Source organism: Nocardia sp. NPDC051832 (assembly GCF_040681285.1).
In the GTDB taxonomy this organism is placed as follows: Bacteria; Actinomycetota; Actinomycetes; order Mycobacteriales; family Mycobacteriaceae; genus Nocardia.
This window is the reverse complement of sequence record NZ_JBFAYL010000001.1, coordinates 487,151-504,322: the sequence shown is the minus strand read 5'-3', so window position 1 is coordinate 504,322 and position 17,172 is coordinate 487,151. Positions and strand designations below refer to the sequence as shown.

Sequence of the window (17,172 nt, the reverse complement as noted above, 5' to 3'; positions counted from 1 at the left end):
GAGGAGGTAAGAAATGCCACGCAGCCTGAAGAAGGGCCCGTTCGTCGACGACCACCTCCTCGCGAAGGTGGACGTCCAGAACGAGAAGGGCACCAAGCAGGTCATCAAGACCTGGTCCCGTCGTTCGACCATCATCCCCGATTTCATCGGCCACACCTTCGCCGTCCACGACGGTCGCAAGCACGTGCCGGTGTTCGTCTCGGACAACATGGTTGGACACAAGCTGGGCGAGTTCGCGCCCACTCGGACGTTCAAGAGCCATGTCAAGGATGACCGGAAGAGCAAGCGGCGATGACCACTGAGACTCAGAATCCGACTGCGCGCGCGACCGCCAAGCACGTTCGCGTGACCCCGATGAAGGCTCGTCGTGTCGTGGACCTGGTCCGCGGCAAGCGAGTCGAGGACGCCCTGGCGATCCTGAAGTTCGCGCCCCAGGCAGCGAGCGAGCCGGTCGCCAAGGTCGTGGCCAGTGCCGCGGCGAACGCCGAGAACAACCTCGGCCTGAACCCGGCCACGCTGGTCATCTCGACGGCGTTCGTCGACGAGGGTGCGACCATGAAGCGTTTCCAGCCGCGGGCCCAGGGCCGCGCGTTCCGGATCCGCAAGCGCACCAGCCACATCACCATCGAGGTCGAGAGCGTTCCCACCGCCGGTGGCGCAACTCGCAACCGCCGGAAGGGAGGGGCAAAGTAAATGGGACAGAAAATCAACCCCCATGGCTTCCGCCTCGGTATCACCACCGACTGGAAGTCGCGTTGGTACGCGGACAAGCAGTACGCGGAATACGTGAAGGAAGATGTCCAGATCCGCAAGCTCCTCGCCACTGGCATGGAGCGGGCCGGCATCTCCAAGGTGGAGATCGAGCGCACCCGTGACCGGGTTCGCGTCGACATCCACACCGCTCGTCCGGGCATCGTCATCGGCCGCCGTGGCGCCGAGGCCGATCGCATCCGGGCCGAGCTGGAGAAGCTCACCAAGAAGCAGGTGCAGCTGAACATCCTCGAGGTCAAGAACCCCGAATCGGATGCGCAGCTCGTCGCTCAGGGTGTCGCGGAGCAGCTGTCCAACCGTGTGGCGTTCCGTCGCGCGATGCGTAAGGCCATTCAGTCGGCCATGCGTTCGCCGAACGTCAAGGGCATCCGTGTGCAGTGCTCGGGCCGCCTCGGTGGCGCCGAAATGTCGCGCTCGGAGTTCTACCGTGAAGGTCGCGTGCCGCTGCACACCCTGCGTGCGGACATCGACTACGGCCTCTACGAGGCCAAGACCACCTTCGGTCGCATCGGCGTGAAGGTCTGGATCTACAAGGGCGACATCGTCGGTGGCAAGCGTGAGCTCGTCGCCGCCGCCGCTCCGGCCGGTGGTCGTGACGACCGTCCGCGCCGCGAGCGTCCGTCTCGCCCGCGTCGGTCCGGCTCCGCCGGCACCACGGCGACCAGCACCGAGGCCGGACGGGCCGCTTCCGCGGAAGCTGCTGCCCCGGCAGAGACACCACAGGAGGGCTGACGCAATGCTGATGCCTCGCAAGGTCAAGCACCGCAAGCAGCATCACCCGGGTCGTTCCGGCATGGCCAAGGGCGGCACCTCGGTGGCGTTCGGTGAGTTCGGCATCCAGGCGCTGGAGCCGGCTTACGTGACCAACCGGCAGATCGAGTCGGCTCGTATCGCGATGACCCGCCACATCAAGCGTGGCGGCAAGATCTGGATCAACATCTACCCGGATCGCCCGCTGACCAAGAAGCCTGCCGAAACCCGCATGGGTTCCGGTAAGGGTTCGCCGGAGTGGTGGGTCGCGAACGTCAAGCCCGGCCGCGTGATGTTCGAAATGTCTTACCCCAACGAGGAGACCGCTCGTGAGGCCCTGCGCCGCGCGATGCACAAGCTCCCCATGAAGTGCAGGATCGTGACCAGGGAGGAGCAGTTCTGATGGCTACAGGAACACCGGCCGCAGAGCTCCGCGAGCTCACCGAAGAGGAACTCGTTTCCCGCCTGCGCGAGTCGAAGGAAGAGCTGTTCAACCTGCGCTTCCAGATGGCGACGGGTCAGCTCGACAACAACCGTCGTCTGCGCGTCGTCCGTCACGAGATCGCGCGCATCTACACGGTCATGCGTGAGCGCGAGCTCGGTCTGGCCACCGGACCCGCTGGCAAGGGAGATGCGGCATGAGCGAGAAGATCGAAGGGCAGCGCAACAGCCGCAAGGTTCGCAGCGGTTACGTTGTCTCGGACAAGATGAACAAGACGATCGTCGTCGAGCTGGAAGACCGGCACCGGCACGCTCTCTACGGCAAGATCATCCGCACCACCTCCAAGGTGAAGGCGCATGACGAGAACGAGATCGCCGCTATCGGCGACCGCGTTCAGCTGATGGAGACCCGCCCGCTGTCGGCCACCAAGCGCTGGCGTCTGGTCGAGGTCCTGGAGAAGGCCAAGTAAGGCATCCTCCACGGCTGACAAGTCGATAAACGAAGGCCCGCTTCCCCGTTGGGGAAAGCGGGCCTTCGTCATATCTATTCAGGAAGATTCTCCAGGGCGCGCTGGGCCTTCTTCCGCACCGGCGGATGCGGGTCGTCGACCAGCGGCTCGATGAGATGCCGGACCCCGGTTGCCTTCATCTGCACGAGGGCCTGGATCGCGTCCTCGCGGCCCACGCCGGTGAGGTAGCGGATCGCGAGATCACGGGACTCTGGTGTCTTGACCTTGCCCAGGTAGGCGATCAATGGGCAGATCGCTGTCCCGGATGGCAACTCCTGCAACAGTTCTGCGATCTGTGTGAAGTTCTGGGGTCCGGCGATCATGCCTATCGCATCGCAGGCCCACGTCTGTGCGTACGGCGGCTTGTGTGTTTCCCTACGCACTTGGGCGATGAGCACGTCGATGGCCTGTTGGTTTCCCTCTGCGGCAGGGTCGATGAGGTTCCGGATGAGGCCGGTTCGGATGGCTGCACGATGGTCGGTCTCCGGCCCCGGGATCTTGCTTTCGAGGCTACTGAGCCAATCGACAAAGATCGGAATGCCCTGTGGGATAGTGCCCGGCCCGTTGGCGAGATCGTTCAGCGTATAGCAGGGGACGCCGACGGCGGCGAGTTCCTCCATGATCCGCCGATCGAACCCCCGCTCTCCGTGCTTGTATCGAACAGGCAGGTCGTTCATCCACTCGGTGCCGCCATCCTCGCTCCCGTAGGGCATACGTGCGTATTTGATGATGGTCATGTCTTCGGCCCGTCATCTAGTTCCATCCGTATCAGCTCTATCTTTCCTTCATTGATCAGGCGTTGGATGTCGGGATCGGTGATCTGGGTGCGGTGATCGACAATCAGCGTGTGGGTATATCCGTTCTCTTGCGCCCACTGGACCTGGGTCTTGATCTGGTTGACAGACCTGTCTGGACCGTAGGCATCCTCGCCGAGAACGTTGACGTTCTTGACCTCGGTGACCTGCTCATTGAAGTCATCGATGCGGTCCGGGATCGACGAAGATTTGCTGCCGTTCTGGTCGATGATCGTGATCTGCCGTCTCGGCAAGGTCGGGTCGATCCCGGCACGTAGTTCGCCCTCATCGCCAGCGGCCTTGTTCTGGCTGGGTGGTCGGCCGACGTATTTGGTGTTGCGTGGTGTTCGGCCCAGGATCGAGGACAGGTAGGCGAGTTCGGTGGTCACCATCGCATAGATTCCGGTGTTGGACGATACGGCGGCCTTGATCTTGTCCTCGATGTTGCCCAGCCGGTCGGAGATCGTTTGCGCGTTCGAGGTCTTCGTGGTTTCCCACGTGAAATCGATCGCCTTCGCCGCCACCGGGTTCTTCGCGACGGCCTTGTCCGCCTCGTAGGTGATCTCGATACCTCGTAGGAGTTTCAGGGTGGTGCGGCAGTCGTCCTTGGCGGACTTGGCTGCCGCCGCGACCTGGTTGCAGGCCAGCCCCAGGTACTTCGCACCATTTGAGTAGGCCTCGATGGCGTTGCACAGCGCGCCGGCATCTAGGACGTAGTCGGCCAGGATCGGATCTTCGCGTTCGGATTCCTCCGGAAATGTGTGCAGGACAGAGCGATAGATGCCGTCGGCGAGATCCTGGTTTTTGATGCCGTGGTCAGTGAAGTGTTTCCCGGTGGTGGCGATCCTGGCCTCGTCGCAATCAGCCCATACCCGGAGGTTCTTGGCCTTCACCACATCCTCGATGATGTCCCAGTGGTCCGGGTTGCCTTCGGTCGACCCGACCGCCAACTCGGTCGGGTGCAGGTTCATGGCCAATGCGGTCCCGCCTGGCACGTCGGGAATGTCTTGCTGTGTTCCTGGATGAGAGTCGTTTTCGGCGCGTGCGACGTTTTGGCCGGCGGTGTAGATCTGTATGCCGAGCGCCTTGGCCGCCATCGCCGCGGTGGACCCGGCCTCGAACACGTCGGAGGCGGACTGGTCGAAACTCTTCGCCCAGCTCGGGCCGCCGTAGGGATACAGCCCGGCGGAGCGTGCGGTGTCCAAGGTCTTGTCGAGATCGCGGAGTTCGGCTTCCAGGAGGGAACTCACCATGAGCAACAATGCGCCGACCGTGTAGTAGGCCCCGGCATCGACCTTGGTCATCGATCGCTCACGACCGCATCTCCTTGTTGGCCTGCTCGGCCTGGAGATAGTTCGCCCGAGCGGCCGCGACATTGTCACGGACCGCCCGGACCTCGGCCAGCAGCTTGGCCGCGTCTGCTTGCCAAGTGGTGTGACCGGCGGCGTAGGCGGTAGCGGCGGCCCGGGTGAACTGCGAAAGAACCCCTTCGGCAGTGCGTTTGACGCTTGCGTTGTGTTCGGTGATCGCGGTGATCTTCTGATCCAGCAGGGTGATGAACTCCTGCATCGCATCGAGGTCGTAACTGCGTGCGCTCACGGCAGATCCAAGCTCGACCCTGCTGTCGAGATGCTGTCGGCGGTCTTCTTATCCTGAGCGAGGATTTCGGTGGCCGCCGTGCCCAACGCAGTCGCCTGCTGCCCCAATCTCTCGAAATGGGTGACGAGACGAGGCCGTAACTCCTCCCATGTCGTGCTGACATGGTCGGCCGCGGCACCGGTCCACAACTCCTTCAACCGAGTGTGTTCGGTGCCGATCGTCGCGAGGGTTTCAGTGAGCTGGACTTGGAGATATCGGAGATCGGCCGCTCCTTGGTTCAGGACCGCTGGGTCCACAAGTAGACTCACGTCCGCCCCTCCCCGATACCGCGCATGATTCGGAAAGCGTATCGAGCCAAAAATCGCCCAGCAAGGTTGAAAAGCATTGGACTGGAGAGCAACTGCCCCGCAAGAGGTGCAGCAAGACTTCGACATGCTGCTCCGCGACGCGGTCGACGCCGTCGCGCAGATACTCGCCGAAGCGGATTCCTTCGCGCCATTGATGCTGGTCATCGATCAATCCGGTCGCAAGGGCATGCGGTCGAGTCAGCCGCGAGACCTGGGCACTGACGAGCAGGCGATCATCGACAGGCTGCAAATCGGCGGCGATCGGATCGCGTTGCGCGCCAGAGCTTCTGTGTTCGATGTGACTGTATCGGCGCCGTTCGCCGGATCCGCTATCAAGACTGTGCTCGAACACCGGGCGGGCTGGGCCGTCGATGTCCTGGTCCCATACCTGGTGAGCCCAGCGGAGATTCGGATAGATCTCGACGCGGCCAACGGCGCCGTCGGCACCCGCCGACTGTGGAGCTGAAGTCGGCGAGGCCGGTCATGGGTCGACGGGATTACTGGACGTTGAGGCGGATGGTTTTGGTTTCGGTTTTGGCGGGAAGGCGGGTGGTGTCGACGGCGAGGATTTCGCCGGCGTCCTGGACGCCGTTCGGCATGGTTTTGGGCTTCAAGGAGTAGGGGGGCTGGTCGCCCTTGGAGCCTTCCAGGCCGAAGTCGCTGTCGTTGGCGATGTAGAGGGTTTTGCCGCCGTCGGTGGTGGCTACGCCTTCGATCTTGTCGTGGGCGAAGAATTTGCCTTCGGGGTTGAGGGTGTCGACGAGGCCGCCGAGGTCGAGGCCGAGGTTCTTGGTGACGGGGGTGATTCCAGCTTTCCGCAGGGCGGCTGTGCCGTCGGCGGTGGGGACGGTGCCGACCCAGGTCTCGAGTGGCTTGCCGTCGATCTGTAAGCCCTGCTCAGGATCATATTTTGCCCCGGCGACCGTGGATTGCGGGCCGATGTCGGTCGCGCCGGAGATGTCGATGGTCCACAGCTTCTTGTTCGCTTTGGGGGCTTTGCCACCGTCGCGCTCGTCCACGAGGAAGGTGGTGTTGCTGAGGGCGGTGATCTCGGAGACGCCCAGTTTGTCCTTCGGGTTCTCCAAGGGGTAGGCGAACTCCTTGACGGCCTTGGTTTTCAGGTCCACGGTGACGATGCGGGTCATCGGGACCTCGCGGGGCGACGTCGAACCGGCTGTGGTCAGGCCGCTTTGGATGATGCCGACCAGGGTGGCGCCGTCCGGGGTGACGGTGAGGCCCTCCATGCCCTGGTTCGGGGTGCGCAGTCGCAGTTCGCCGGGGAGCCCGCGCCCGGGGGAGAGGCGCTCCAGCTCGGTGCCCTTGGCATCGAAATGCACCAGGAACGGGCCGTATTCGTCGGACACCCAGAAGGTTCCGTCGGGCAGCGCGACCAGGCCCTCGCTGTCGATTCCGTGATCGGTCGGGGCGAGCACGTTTCCGTTGAGGTCCTTCATGGTCTCGCCGGTGTCGGCGGACAGGTCCACGAGACCGTTGAACGGCTGCCCGGCCGCAGTGCGCAGCAGCAGCGTCGACTGCACCACGGCCTGGTTGCCGACCAGTTTGAACCTGGCGATCTGCGGCGTGAAATCGGGAGTGACCGCGAGCTTCTCGTTCTTGGCTTTGCCGTCCACGTTCGGCCCGCGGTCGGTGAGCCCGTAGAACTCGCCGGGGGTGCCCGGCACCGGCACCAGCGCCGAACCGTAGGCGCTGCCCTGCACCGTGACGCCACCGAACTCGCCCAGCGGCTTGATGTCGGTGGTGTACAGCCGCACGGCGTCCGTGGTGGTCACCTCGAGCCGGTCCGGCCCGGTGTACCCGGCCGCCGGGGTGTACACCAGCGCGCCGTCGGTCCGCCGGGAAACGCTGCCGTGCTCCGGATTCGCGATAGCGACCGCCGCGGTGCCGCCGGTCTTGGCGAGCAGGTCATCCAGGCTGATCACCAGGGGCTGGTTCGCGATGGCGGTGAAGTCGGCGGCCGGATCGGACGAACAGCCCGCGGCCACGGCGCACACGGCGACGGCGACGAGCGCGCTTCGGGTACTACGGCGAATTCTCACCAGCGATGCCTACCTTCCTAGTCCGACAATCAGTTGGCCGCAATCTGAACACTGGGTTCAACTCTCATAGGTCTCCAGCAGGACGCTCAACGTCTCGGCCACCTGAGCACCGGCTTCGGGGGTGAGCGCCGCGAGCAGCCGGGCCTCGTTGGCGAGGTGCAGGGGCAGAACTCGGTCGATGAGCGCCAGTCCACGCTCGGTGAGCTGGATTTTCACCGAGCGCCGATCGTGCTCGTCACGGGTCCGCACGACCAGACCCTTGTCGTGCATCTTGTCCACGCGCAACGTGATGGCGCCGGTGGTGACCAGCGAGGTCTTGAGGAACGCCCCGGCGCTCAATGCGTACGGCGCGCCGGATCGGCGCAGCGTGGACAGTACATCGAATTCGCCCGGCTCCAGGCCGTGTTCGGCGAGGAAGTCCTTGATCTCCTTGTCCCACAGGCGCGAGAGCCGCATGATCCGGCCGACCACGCCGATCGGCGCGAAGTCGATGTCGGGCCGCTCGCGGCGCCATTGCTCCAGCACTGTGGCCACGCTGTCGGGCACAGGACCTCCTCCGGGAATTTAAGCGAGCACTCATTAGTTTGACACTCACATGAGTGCTGATTATCTTAGCGCTCATCTTATCCGAGATGACTCGAAGAGCGGTGGTTCGTCATGCCTTTCACCTCAACCCGCGAGACCCGCGTGCAGTACGAAGTCGATGGTCAGGGCCCCGGCCTGGTGCTCGTCCACGGCACCGGCGGTGACGCCGAGAAGGTCTTCGGCAATGTGGTCGGTCATTTCAGTGCGACCAGGACCGTGGTGCGGCCGAACTTCAGCGGCAGCGGCGAAACCAGTGACGGCGGCGCGGATCTCACCGTGGACCTGATCGCCGAGCAGGTCGCCGCGGCGACCCGGGCCGCGGTGGACGGACCAGTGGACCTGCTCGGGTTCTCCCTCGGCGCCGTCGCGGCGGCCGCGGTGGCGGCGACCCGCCCCGACCTGGTGCGCAGCCTGATCCTGGTCGGCGGCTGGGCGCACTCGACCAGCCCGCGCGACCAGTACTACTTCCAGACCTGGGCAAAGCTCCTGGACACCGATCGCGAACTGTTCAAGCGCTTCTCGGCGCTGACCGGATTCAGCACCGCCGCACTGGATCGCTTCGGCCACGACGGCCTCGCCTACTCGCTGGCCGATGCCTGGCCGCCCGCGGGTATCGACCGTCAGATCGACCTCGGCCGCCGCGTGGACATCAGGCGCTTGCTACCGCAGATCACCGCACCCACCTTGGTGATCGGATTCGCCGAGGACGCGATGATTCCCGTCGAAGGCTCCCGCCAGCTCAACGCCGCGATCCCCGGCAGCCGGCTGGTAGAGGTCGCGGGCGAGGGCCACATGGATTGGTTCGCCGACCCCACCGGCCTGGTGCAGCTGACCCGCGACTTCCTCGCCGAGCACTCGCCATCCACGTAGATTCCTGTGCTCCACCTCATGAGGCACCGGAGTCAGTCGAGGCCGGCGCGGGCCAGGAGGTAGGCGATGAGGGGGCGGTAGTGGCTGGGGAGGACGCCGTCGTCGAGCGGGACGGTGACGGCGATCTTGCCTTCGGCCTGGCCGATGAAGAGGGCGGGATCGTTGCAGTCGGCGAAACCCACGGTTTCGATGCCGGCCTCGCCGGCCGCCCCGGCCCAGCCGTGGTCGGCCAGCACCAGGTCGGGCCAGGTGCCGGTGCCGCGCAGCTCGGTGAGGATGGCTTGCATGGGCTGGGGATCGTGGGTGTGGCGGAATTCGCCGTCCTGGCTGACCAGAGCGGCGACGCCTGAGGTGTAGGCGATTTCGCGATATTTGAGGCCGTCGGTGGTGGAGGCGTAGCTCCAGTTCTCGGCGGGGGTGGGGATCGGACAGCCCGCGTCGCGGAGTTTGTCGGCGACCGCGCGGTAGATGCCCATCAGAGTGGCCGGGTGCCCGGTCGCGAACAGCACGGTGGCGCGATGCCGGGCCGCGTGCGCGAGCCGGTCGGCCATGGCGTCGAGAGCGTCGATGGTGAGATCGGGGTCGATGGTGTCGACGCCGCGCACGTGCGCCGGGTCGGGGCTGACGCCGCAGAGGCGGGCCATGGTGGCGAGGGTGTCCTCGAAGGTCCAGTCGCGCAACCGGAGTCCGAACTGGTAGCCGGGATCGTGGGCGACCATGAGGCGGAAGTTGGCGAGGTTCGCCTCGCGGGAGGTGGCGACCGCGCCGGCGATCCTGGTACGAACCAGGTGCTCTCGCAACGTCTCTCGATCAATCCGGGAACCGCTCGCGACCGCCATGCCTCCACTGTGCCCCGCGCACCCCCGGGCGCGCTAGGACAGGACGTCCTGTTTCGCTGCCGAACGTCCGCGCGCCGCACCGACCAGCAGGGCCAATCCGACGCCGAGCCCGATGCCCAGCACCGCGGAGGCGGCGAAGCCGGCCCGGTAGCCGCCCAGGTCGATCGCGACGCCGGCGAGTCCGCTGCCGAGCCCGTTGCCGAGGGTCATGGCCGAGCCGTGCCAGCCGATCGCCTCGCCGCGCCCGCCCTCCGGGACGATTCGGCTGAGCTGGTCGATGGAGGCGACAAGCGTTGGCGCACAGAGCAATCCGGCGAAGAAACCGGTCACTCCGAGCGACCACGCCCCGGTGGCGAAGATCATCGGCACGGTGACCGCGCCGAGCGCGATGAGCAGGTGATAGGTCGAGATCGGCCGGTGCAGGGCACCGTAGGCGAGACCGCCGATCAGCGAGCCGAAACCCCAGACCGCCAGGGCCACACCGAGCCAGCGCTGTTCGCCGAAGTCGCGCATGGCGGCGACGAAGGTCAGTTCGCAGGCGGCAAGCAAGGTGATGGCCGCGCAGCCGCCGGCGCACAGCGCGACGAACTCGGTCCGGAACCAGGCGCGCCGGGGGACGGCGGGCGCGTGCCCCAATTCGTCCGCGGAGCGCAGCGGGGGATTCAGTATCCACACCAGAATCCCGGCCGACACCAGCGCCATCTCCATGCAGAACAGCGCGATGGTGGTCGGCATCAGGACGGTCAGGCCGACACCGAGCACCGGCCCGATCATGAACGCGGCCTCCACCGACACCGACTCCAGCGCCAGCGCGGACTTCCGGGTGCGCTCGGTGGTCGCGCCGATCACGGCCTGACGGACCACGGTGAAGATCGGAATCTCGAACAATCCCGCCAGCGCCGCCAGTCCGAACAGCGCCCAGTAGCCGGCGAACGGCGCGATGGACCAGCACGCCGCGCCGACCAGGATGGACGGCAAGATGGTGCGCCGCAGTCCGATTCGATCGAGGAACCGTCCACGCCACGGCCCGCTCACGGCCCGGCAGCCGGTGACGACCGCGGTCAGCGCGCCGGCTTGGGCGTAGGAGCCGTGCAGCGTCTCCACCACATGCAGGGCGAGCAGGACGCTGCCGGCGAAGAACGGGATTCGGACCAGTGCCCCCAGGATCAGCACATTTCGCGCTGCCGGATTGGTCAGTACATCCCGATAGGCCCGCACTCTGGAGAGCCTGTCACGGGCGCCGACGGGCCGCTACCGATTAATCCCATGAATGCGACTGCTCGGCCAGGGCTTGCGTTATACGTATACATCTACTTATAGTGGCGATACACGAAATCCGCAGATCAAACCGGTACGACGGGCCAGAAGCAAGGGGCACCGGCGCTACTAGACCCATGCAAAATTGCGCATTTGCTAATGGAAATGAGGGGAATCATGTCCAGTAACCCGCAGCACAAGGCCATCTCGGTCACCAAGTCCGAGCCGATCGAACCGGCGACGGAATTCGCGGAGATCACCCTGAATGTCGGCCCGGGCGGCCATCGATCGCAGCGGTTCGTCGGCAAGCAGGTCGGGGAGGCTCGCGAGGTCACCAAGGTCGGAGTGACCGCGACCCGGATCTTTGTCAGCCGGAAGGGCAAGTACGTAGTGCAGACCCAGCAGTCGGATTGGCAGGACTTCACCGTGCTGACCAATTGGACCAGGGACTGGAAGAACTGGCGGAACCTGATCGGTCTCGGCGACAACGAAGGCGCCGGGGACTTCACCGTCGATGTCGTCGACACGCTCGACGAGTTGCGGACACGTGTTCCGTCCAAGGTCTACCGCGAGGTCGCCGACGTCGTGCAGAACCCCGGCTCGCAGGACCTCGACGTCTGACCTCGAGACCTCGAAAGGATCTCTCCCTCATGTTTGCTCGACTCGGGCGCGTCGTCGTCCATCACCCGTGGAAGGTGATCGGCCTGTGGGTCGTCGCCATTGTCGCGGTCCTGGCGTCGGCGCCGGAATTCAGCTCCACGACCGACCAATCCGCCTTCCTGCCTTCGCATTACGAATCCATCCAGGCGATGAAGCTGCAGGAGAAGGCTTTTCCGCAGAATTCGGCGCCCGCGGCCCTGATCGTGGTGGCGCGACAGGACGGCGCGCCGCTGTCGGAAGCCGATTCCGCTTCGGTGCTGGCGACCTCGACCGAACTCGCCGGTGAGCACGTCAAGGGCGTCACCGGCGTGCACGCCACACCGCCGTCGGAGAATCGCCTGATCCAGGTCATCGCGGTGCAGATGGACAAGGTCACCAACCCCGCGGACAAAACCCAGGGCGACGCGGTGAAGGAGCTGCGCGAACAACTGAAACAACGGGTGGAGGGCACCGAACTGAAAGCCGGCATCACCGGTTTGGCCGCCTCGACCCTGGATCAGACCGAATCCAGCGAGAAGGGCATGGCGATCATCGGCATCGCCACGATCGTGCTGATCCTGGTGCTGCTGCTGGTGATCTTCCGCAGCCCGGTGATCGCGCTGCTGCCGATCGTCGTGATCGGCGCCATCTCCGGCACCGTCGGCGGCCTGATCGCCATGGCCGCCAAGGCTTTCGACCTCGAGATGGACACCTCGGTGAACTCCATCCTGCTGGTCGTGCTGTTCGGTGTCGGCACCGACTACATCCTGTTCCTGATGTTCCGCTACCGGGAGCGGCTGCGGGCCGGCGAGGATCCGAAGACCGCCATGGTCAGCGCGGTCGCCCGGGTCGGCGAGGCGATCACCTCGGCGGCGGCCGCCGTCATCATCGCCTTCATGGCGCTGGTGCTGTCCAGCCTCGGGATGTTCCGGGCGCTCGGCCCGGCCCTGGCGATCGCGGTCGCGGTGGCGCTGGTCGCCGGGCTGACGCTGGTGCCGGCGGTGGTGTCGCTGCTCGGGACGAAGGTGTTCTGGCCGTCGAAGGCATGGCGGAACGAGCCGAAGAGTGCCCGGTTCGGCGCGATCGGCAACGCGATGGGCCGTCGACCCGGGTTGTTCGCCGCGGTGTCCGGCGGCGTGCTGGTGCTGTTGAGCGTGCTGGCGATCGGGTTCAACCCGACCTTCGACCTCAGCTCCGGATCCACCTCGGACGCTTCAGAATCCGTGGTCTACAACAAGGAGCTGCTGAAGGGCATGCCGGCGGGTGCGACCCAGCCCTCGGATGTGCTGCTGCATTCGCCCGGTGGCGCGCTGACCGCGGACCAGTTGGCGGATTTCCGGGCGGCGCTGGTTCAGGTGCCCGGCGTCGGTCAGGTCGGACAGCCACAGCTCTCGGGTGACAAGACGATCGCCGACTTCCAGGTGACATTGACCGACGCGCCGGAATCGGATGCGGCGCTCGATACCGTCGCAGGACCGCTCCGCGATATCGCGCACGCGGCGGCGCCGGAGGGAACCACGTCGGTGGTCGGCGGCATCACCTCGGTGTACGTGGACTTCAAGGACGCGATGAACCACGACTACAAGATCGTGTTCCCGGTCGCGGCGATCCTGATCATGATCGTGCTCGCGTTGCTGCTGCGTAGCCTGGTGGCGCCGTGGTATCTGATGGCGTCGGTCTTCCTCGGGTTCGGCGCGACGCTCGGCGCGACAGTGCTGGTGTTCCAGCACTTCCAGGGCAACTCCGGCTTGATCTTCACCATGCCGGTGATCATGTACCTGTTCGTCGTCGCGCTCGGCACGGATTACAACATCCTGATGGTGGCCCGGCTGCGCGAGGAAGCTCAGGAGGGTCGCAGCCCACGGGAGGCGGCAGCGCTGAGCCTGCGGCACACCGGTCCGACCGTCGCGGCGGCGGGCATCATCCTGGCGGGGACGTTCGCTTCGATGATGTTGGCGGGCAACAACACCCTGTCGCAGATGGGCTTCGCCATCTCGGTGGGTATCGCGATCGCGGCGTTCGTAATGGCCATGTTCTTCACCCCCGCGCTGACCGCCCTGATCGGCCGGGCGGCGTGGTGGCCGGGACGCGCTGATCGCGGCAAGGGCGGTGATCCGAAACCGGGGAAGTACGCCGAAACCTATTACAACCCGGAGTATTCCGGAGTCGTCGAATCCTGGTCCGGCCAGACCTGGTCGAACACTGGGCAACGACGCGAATGAGGTGAAAGACGAAGGCCCGCTTCCGTTTCGGAGGCGGGCCTTCGTGTCGTTTCAGGCCAGGAGCCGAATGCTGGGCGCTTCCTCGTTCACGGCGATGACGGTTGCGCAATGGGCGCAGGTCAATTCGTACGGGCGGACCAGGTTGGTCTGTAGCGATTCCTTGCCGGACTCGTCCCGGTGCGGGCAGGAATAGCCGAGATGCAAACGGACCCAAGGCGATTTCGTCGGCGCGACGGCTTGCAGGTCGCGCTTGGTGTCGTCGAACGGCGCCCACCAGAAATCCACCACGGAGCGCAGCACGATGCGATCGTTGCCGTGCGTGTGATCGAAGGAGGAAATGCGCGCCGCACTGAAATGCTGCCCCTGCTCGGTGTCGCCGCTACAGATCGCACGTTCCGCGCCGTACTTCAAGATCGTTGTGCGCCCGGCTCTTTCACAGATGAAGCAATCCAGGCTCAACTCGATCAGCCGCTCCCAGTACAGCCTCGACCGATGCTCTCGGTCGATCGGTCCCGTCAGGGCGGCAGTGATCTCCACGCTGCGCATCACGCGTCGGATCGTTGCACACGCTGCAAGCAGCAACCTAACTCGCGCGTGTCCAGCGGTGCGTGTCGACCGATCCGCTCCATTTGCGAGGCCCGTCCCCAGCCGCCTGCCGCAGGCTGTGCGGCAGCGTGTGAAGGGTGGGGGACAACGACTGTCTGGACCAGGTGCACTGACCCGAGAGCGTGGCAATTCAGCTGGCTGGTGGTCTGCGAGGGCGGTGTGCCGCTGTGGAGGCGGTGTGCGGTCGGCTGATTGTGCCGAACCTGAGAACCGGTACGGGCAGCGGGAATCCGTCCACCGGTCATCCGGCCGGCTAGGCAGTCTCGGGTGCGCCCGGCACGGTCTCGCCGTTGCGTGCGGCCACCGTGGGCAGCCCTTTGTCACTGCACAACCCGAGGAGTCACAGCACAGCGGCGATCGCATGGGTGCAGTCACTGCGAGAGCTGTAATCCGCACCACCACAGCGCCGCTGACCCCACCACACTTCGAGACACGACCTAGGCGATGGCGTCGGTGTCGCGGAGTTTGCTGACGGCGTCCGGAATGCGAGAGACGGCGGCGGAGGAGATGCCGATTTCGCTGCCGATGCCCGTCGGCGTCCGAACTGGTCGGCGAGTGTCAGTATCTCCGTCGGCGAGTGTCAGTATTTCGGCGACCTGCTCGACGGGCAGTTTCGACATGCGGCGTTTGATGATGGCCCGCGCGACCGCCTGGAAACCGTCTACCTCGTCCGGTTCGATGACGGCGGCGGGGTCCGGGTCGTTGGCTGGGGTCAGGCGATGGCGTAAGGGTTGCGGAGTTTGCGGGCGGCGTCCAAGATTCGGGAAACCGCAGCCGAGGGGATGCCGATTTCGCTGCCGATGCCCGATGGCGTCCAGGACTGGTCGGCGAGGGTCAGTATTTCGGCGACCTGCTCGACGGGCAGTTTCGACATGCGGCGTTCGATGATGGCCCGCGCGACCGCCCGGACGCCGTCGACCTCGTCGGGTTCGATCACGGGGATGGAGTCCAGGGTTTCCTCGACGGCATCGCGGGCGGCGGCGATGGCATCGAGCGTGATTCGGGGGTGGCGGGGTTCGGGGCCGGGGTCGTCGTCGAGCGTGAGCTGTTCGACGACGGGCGCGGGGCGCGGCTCCGGCCTCGCGGTCGACTGCCCTGAGGCGTTGGCGGTCGAGCTCGGTGCGGGATCCTCGGCGCGGCTACGGTTTTCGGTCGCTACCGCGCGAGCGTTGTTTCCGCGGCTGTCCTGTTCGTCGCCGGTGCGACCGTTGGTGCGGTATCCGTTGGCGGCGCGGCCGTCGTGCGCGCTAGCGGCGTGGTCGTCTGCGGCGTGAATATCGGCCTGCCCATTAGAGGCGCGCCCGTTCGTGGCGTGCCCGTTGCTGGAATGGCTGTCAGGGCCATGGTCGTCATGCTCGTTGTCCGCCTGACCGTTGACATCCCGGTCGTCATGCCCGTTGGCGGCGTATCCATTGCTGCTGTAGTCGTTGCTGGCGCGGCCACCATGTTCGCCGGCGGAGTGGCCGTCGGCGGCGTGGATGTTATGCCCACGGGCGGCGCGCCCGTTGGTCGCGTGCCCGTTGGTGGAATGGCTACCGTGGCCGCCCTGCTCGTCAACGGCGTGGCCATTTGTGCCGTGCACATTGGCGGTGTGGCTGTCATGCCCGTTAGTGGCGCGCCCGTTCGCAGTGTGGCCGTTCGGGCCGTGGCCGTTCGCAGTGTGGCCATTCGCGCCGCGGCCGTTCGCAGCGCGGCCGTTGGTGCCGTGGTTGCCGCCCTCATCGTTCGTATGCCCGTTGGCGGCGTGGCTGCCCCGCTCGTTGGCGACATGGCCATTGCTGCCGTATCCGTTGGCGGCGTGGTGGTCGAACCCGTTGGTGCTGTGGCTATCTGTGCCGCGTCCGTTGGCGTTGTGCCTGTCGCTGCCGTAGCCGTTGGTTTTTGGGTGCGTCCTGCCGTTGCGCTGTGGTTCGGTGCCCGACGGCGCTGTCGGAAAACCCTGCGCGACTTGGTGGTTGAGTTTGTGCATCGGAATCGGGCTGTCGTCTTCGTGCTGCGACCACGGCTCGAAGGCGCGCCCGGTGGTGTGGGCTGGGGGTGTGGCGTGATCGGCGGGTCCGTGATCAGCCGAAGGTTCGTCGTCGATCGCGACGCTGTCGATCAGCTGCGCGTAGCGTGCGGAAACCCAGGCGTGCAACCAGATCACGACGCCGACCATCACCGGTGCGATGGAGAACTCCGCGGCCTTGCCCCAGTGGCCGGCGGCGAGGTGCGGGCCCGCGTTGAGTCCGATTGTGGTGCCCAGCAACGCCACTTCGAAGAAGACGACTTTGCCGCGCGGGAGATCCCGACCCCACCTGGCCGAGGTGGTGGCGACCACCATGATGGTGATGATCGGGATCGAGATCATCGCCTCGATGCCGTAGCTGAGCCAGTACAGCGGATCCGACATGTCTCCGCTGGGCACCAGGTTGTGCTGGACGTTCACCCCGGCCCAGACCATGCCGAGAACGACGACGCCGATCAGCGCCCGGGAGGACCACTCCGCGCGGCGATACAGCTGGGCCAGGCGTGCGTCCTGACTCGATACCCGCCGCCGCGCCGCCAACGCCTGCCGATGCCACCGGGCGTCCGCTTCGTCGACCCGGCGAATCGATGCGGAGCTGCGCCGGTCGCGCTTCTCGGCCTGCAGTTCCTCCTGCACGGCCCGTCGCCGCTGCCCGCGCCGCTGCGCGCGAATCCATTCCGCCAGCTCGCGTTCGGCCGCGATCTCGTCCTCGGAAAGCACGTCTACGAGGGCTGAGTCGTGCTGTAGCGGTAGCTTGCCGCGCGCCGTCGCGACCCGTTCCGCCAACGCGGCAATCTCAGAATCGCCGGCTCCGCCGTTCGACTGTTCGTCGAGCATCGCGAACCTTCCTGAACCAGGTAACGTGCCCACCGCACCGG

Annotated in this window: 21 protein-coding genes; 10 read left to right on the top strand and 11 right to left on the bottom strand. The window is 65.7% G+C overall.

Annotated elements, in window-relative coordinates:
- Positions 1–13: 13 nt before the first annotated feature.
- The 6 genes from rpsS to rpsQ are packed head-to-tail and all read left to right on the top strand — an operon-like array spanning position 14 to position 2,432.
- The gene (rpsS, locus tag AB0M14_RS02095; RefSeq protein ID WP_019045020.1) at positions 14–295 is read left to right on the top strand and encodes a 30S ribosomal protein S19; all 282 of its coding nucleotides are present in this window, start codon (positions 14–16) and stop codon (positions 293–295) included.
- The gene (rplV, locus tag AB0M14_RS02090; RefSeq protein WP_356973752.1) at positions 292–693 is read left to right on the top strand and encodes a 50S ribosomal protein L22; all 402 of its coding nucleotides are present in this window, start codon (positions 292–294) and stop codon (positions 691–693) included. The genes rpsS and rplV overlap by 4 nt, the downstream gene beginning before the upstream one ends.
- Positions 694–1,503, top strand: a complete 810-nt coding sequence (gene rpsC, locus AB0M14_RS02085) for a 30S ribosomal protein S3 (protein ID WP_364987473.1) — start codon at positions 694–696, stop codon at positions 1,501–1,503. It abuts the gene before it with no gap.
- A 4-nt stretch (positions 1,504–1,507) separates the two neighbouring features.
- A complete protein-coding gene (gene rplP / locus AB0M14_RS02080) occupies positions 1,508–1,924 on the top strand; it encodes a 50S ribosomal protein L16 (RefSeq protein ID WP_040704375.1) in 417 nt (138 codons plus the stop codon).
- Complete coding sequence (gene rpmC / locus AB0M14_RS02075) at positions 1,924–2,163, top strand: 50S ribosomal protein L29 (RefSeq protein ID WP_011207272.1); 240 nt, start codon at positions 1,924–1,926, stop codon at positions 2,161–2,163. The genes rplP and rpmC overlap by 1 nt, the downstream gene beginning before the upstream one ends.
- Positions 2,160–2,432 (top strand): 30S ribosomal protein S17, encoded by a 273-nt coding sequence (rpsQ, locus tag AB0M14_RS02070; protein WP_209884080.1) that lies wholly within the window; start codon positions 2,160–2,162, stop codon positions 2,430–2,432. Before rpmC ends, rpsQ begins: the two co-directional genes overlap by 4 nt.
- 74 nt (positions 2,433–2,506) lie before the next feature.
- Here the strand turns inward: rpsQ and AB0M14_RS02065 are convergent, their stop codons facing one another.
- The 4 genes from AB0M14_RS02065 to AB0M14_RS02050 are packed head-to-tail and all read right to left on the bottom strand — an operon-like array spanning position 2,507 to position 5,172.
- A complete protein-coding gene (locus AB0M14_RS02065) occupies positions 2,507–3,208 on the bottom strand; it encodes a HEAT repeat domain-containing protein (protein ID WP_364987468.1) in 702 nt (233 codons plus the stop codon).
- On the bottom strand, positions 3,205–4,569 hold the full coding sequence (locus AB0M14_RS02060) for a putative toxin (RefSeq protein WP_364987464.1): 1,365 nt from the start codon (positions 4,567–4,569) through the stop codon (positions 3,205–3,207). Before AB0M14_RS02060 ends, AB0M14_RS02065 begins: the two co-directional genes overlap by 4 nt.
- A 7-nt stretch (positions 4,570–4,576) precedes the next feature.
- Positions 4,577–4,864, bottom strand: coding sequence for a hypothetical protein (locus AB0M14_RS02055; protein WP_364987461.1), 288 nt, complete (start codon positions 4,862–4,864; stop codon positions 4,577–4,579).
- Positions 4,861–5,172: a WXG100 family type VII secretion target gene (locus AB0M14_RS02050; RefSeq protein ID WP_364987456.1), complete on the bottom strand. Its 312-nt coding sequence runs from the start codon at positions 5,170–5,172 to the stop codon at positions 4,861–4,863. The genes AB0M14_RS02055 and AB0M14_RS02050 overlap by 4 nt, the downstream gene beginning before the upstream one ends.
- A 76-nt stretch (positions 5,173–5,248) precedes the next feature.
- Here AB0M14_RS02050 and AB0M14_RS02045 point away from each other — a divergent pair, with 76 nt between their 5' ends.
- Positions 5,249–5,677 carry a hypothetical protein gene (locus AB0M14_RS02045; RefSeq protein ID WP_364987451.1) on the top strand — a complete coding sequence of 143 codons (429 nt, stop codon included), beginning with the start codon at positions 5,249–5,251 and terminating at the stop codon, positions 5,675–5,677.
- Positions 5,678–5,708: 31 nt separating this feature from the next.
- Here the strand turns inward: AB0M14_RS02045 and AB0M14_RS02040 are convergent, their stop codons facing one another.
- The gene (locus tag AB0M14_RS02040) at positions 5,709–7,268 is read right to left on the bottom strand and encodes an esterase-like activity of phytase family protein (protein ID WP_364987448.1); all 1,560 of its coding nucleotides are present in this window, start codon (positions 7,266–7,268) and stop codon (positions 5,709–5,711) included.
- Positions 7,269–7,325: 57 nt separating this feature from the next.
- On the bottom strand, positions 7,326–7,814 hold the full coding sequence (locus AB0M14_RS02035; protein ID WP_364987445.1) for a MarR family transcriptional regulator: 489 nt from the start codon (positions 7,812–7,814) through the stop codon (positions 7,326–7,328).
- A 111-nt stretch (positions 7,815–7,925) separates the two neighbouring features.
- Here AB0M14_RS02035 and AB0M14_RS02030 point away from each other — a divergent pair, with 111 nt between their 5' ends.
- Complete coding sequence (locus AB0M14_RS02030; RefSeq protein ID WP_364987442.1) at positions 7,926–8,723, top strand: alpha/beta hydrolase; 798 nt, start codon at positions 7,926–7,928, stop codon at positions 8,721–8,723.
- A gap of 32 nt (positions 8,724–8,755) precedes the next feature.
- Here AB0M14_RS02030 and AB0M14_RS02025 read toward each other — a convergent pair whose 3' ends face one another.
- On the bottom strand, positions 8,756–9,562 hold the full coding sequence (locus AB0M14_RS02025; protein WP_364987439.1) for a phosphatase: 807 nt from the start codon (positions 9,560–9,562) through the stop codon (positions 8,756–8,758).
- 33 nt (positions 9,563–9,595) lie between these two features.
- Positions 9,596–10,780, bottom strand: a complete 1,185-nt coding sequence (locus AB0M14_RS02020; RefSeq protein WP_364987436.1) for an MFS transporter — start codon at positions 10,778–10,780, stop codon at positions 9,596–9,598.
- A gap of 216 nt (positions 10,781–10,996) precedes the next feature.
- On the opposite strand from AB0M14_RS02020, the gene AB0M14_RS02015 reads away from it, so the two are divergent.
- Positions 10,997–11,440: an EXLDI protein gene (locus AB0M14_RS02015; RefSeq protein ID WP_364987433.1), complete on the top strand. Its 444-nt coding sequence runs from the start codon at positions 10,997–10,999 to the stop codon at positions 11,438–11,440.
- Positions 11,441–11,469: 29 nt separating this feature from the next.
- Positions 11,470–13,680: an MMPL family transporter gene (locus AB0M14_RS02010; protein ID WP_364987429.1), complete on the top strand. Its 2,211-nt coding sequence runs from the start codon at positions 11,470–11,472 to the stop codon at positions 13,678–13,680.
- Between the two features lie 51 nt (positions 13,681–13,731).
- On the opposite strand, the gene AB0M14_RS02005 is transcribed toward AB0M14_RS02010, so the two are convergent.
- The 3 genes from AB0M14_RS02005 to AB0M14_RS01995 all read right to left on the bottom strand — a co-directional run bounded on the left by AB0M14_RS02005 (position 13,732) and on the right by AB0M14_RS01995 (position 17,131).
- Positions 13,732–14,229: a hypothetical protein gene (locus tag AB0M14_RS02005; protein ID WP_364987426.1), complete on the bottom strand. Its 498-nt coding sequence runs from the start codon at positions 14,227–14,229 to the stop codon at positions 13,732–13,734.
- Between the two features lie 494 nt (positions 14,230–14,723).
- Complete coding sequence (locus tag AB0M14_RS02000; protein WP_364987423.1) at positions 14,724–14,906, bottom strand: hypothetical protein; 183 nt, start codon at positions 14,904–14,906, stop codon at positions 14,724–14,726.
- A 92-nt stretch (positions 14,907–14,998) separates the two neighbouring features.
- On the bottom strand, positions 14,999–17,131 hold the full coding sequence (locus AB0M14_RS01995) for a hypothetical protein (RefSeq protein WP_364987420.1): 2,133 nt from the start codon (positions 17,129–17,131) through the stop codon (positions 14,999–15,001).
- Between the last annotated feature and the right edge of the window lie 41 nt (positions 17,132–17,172).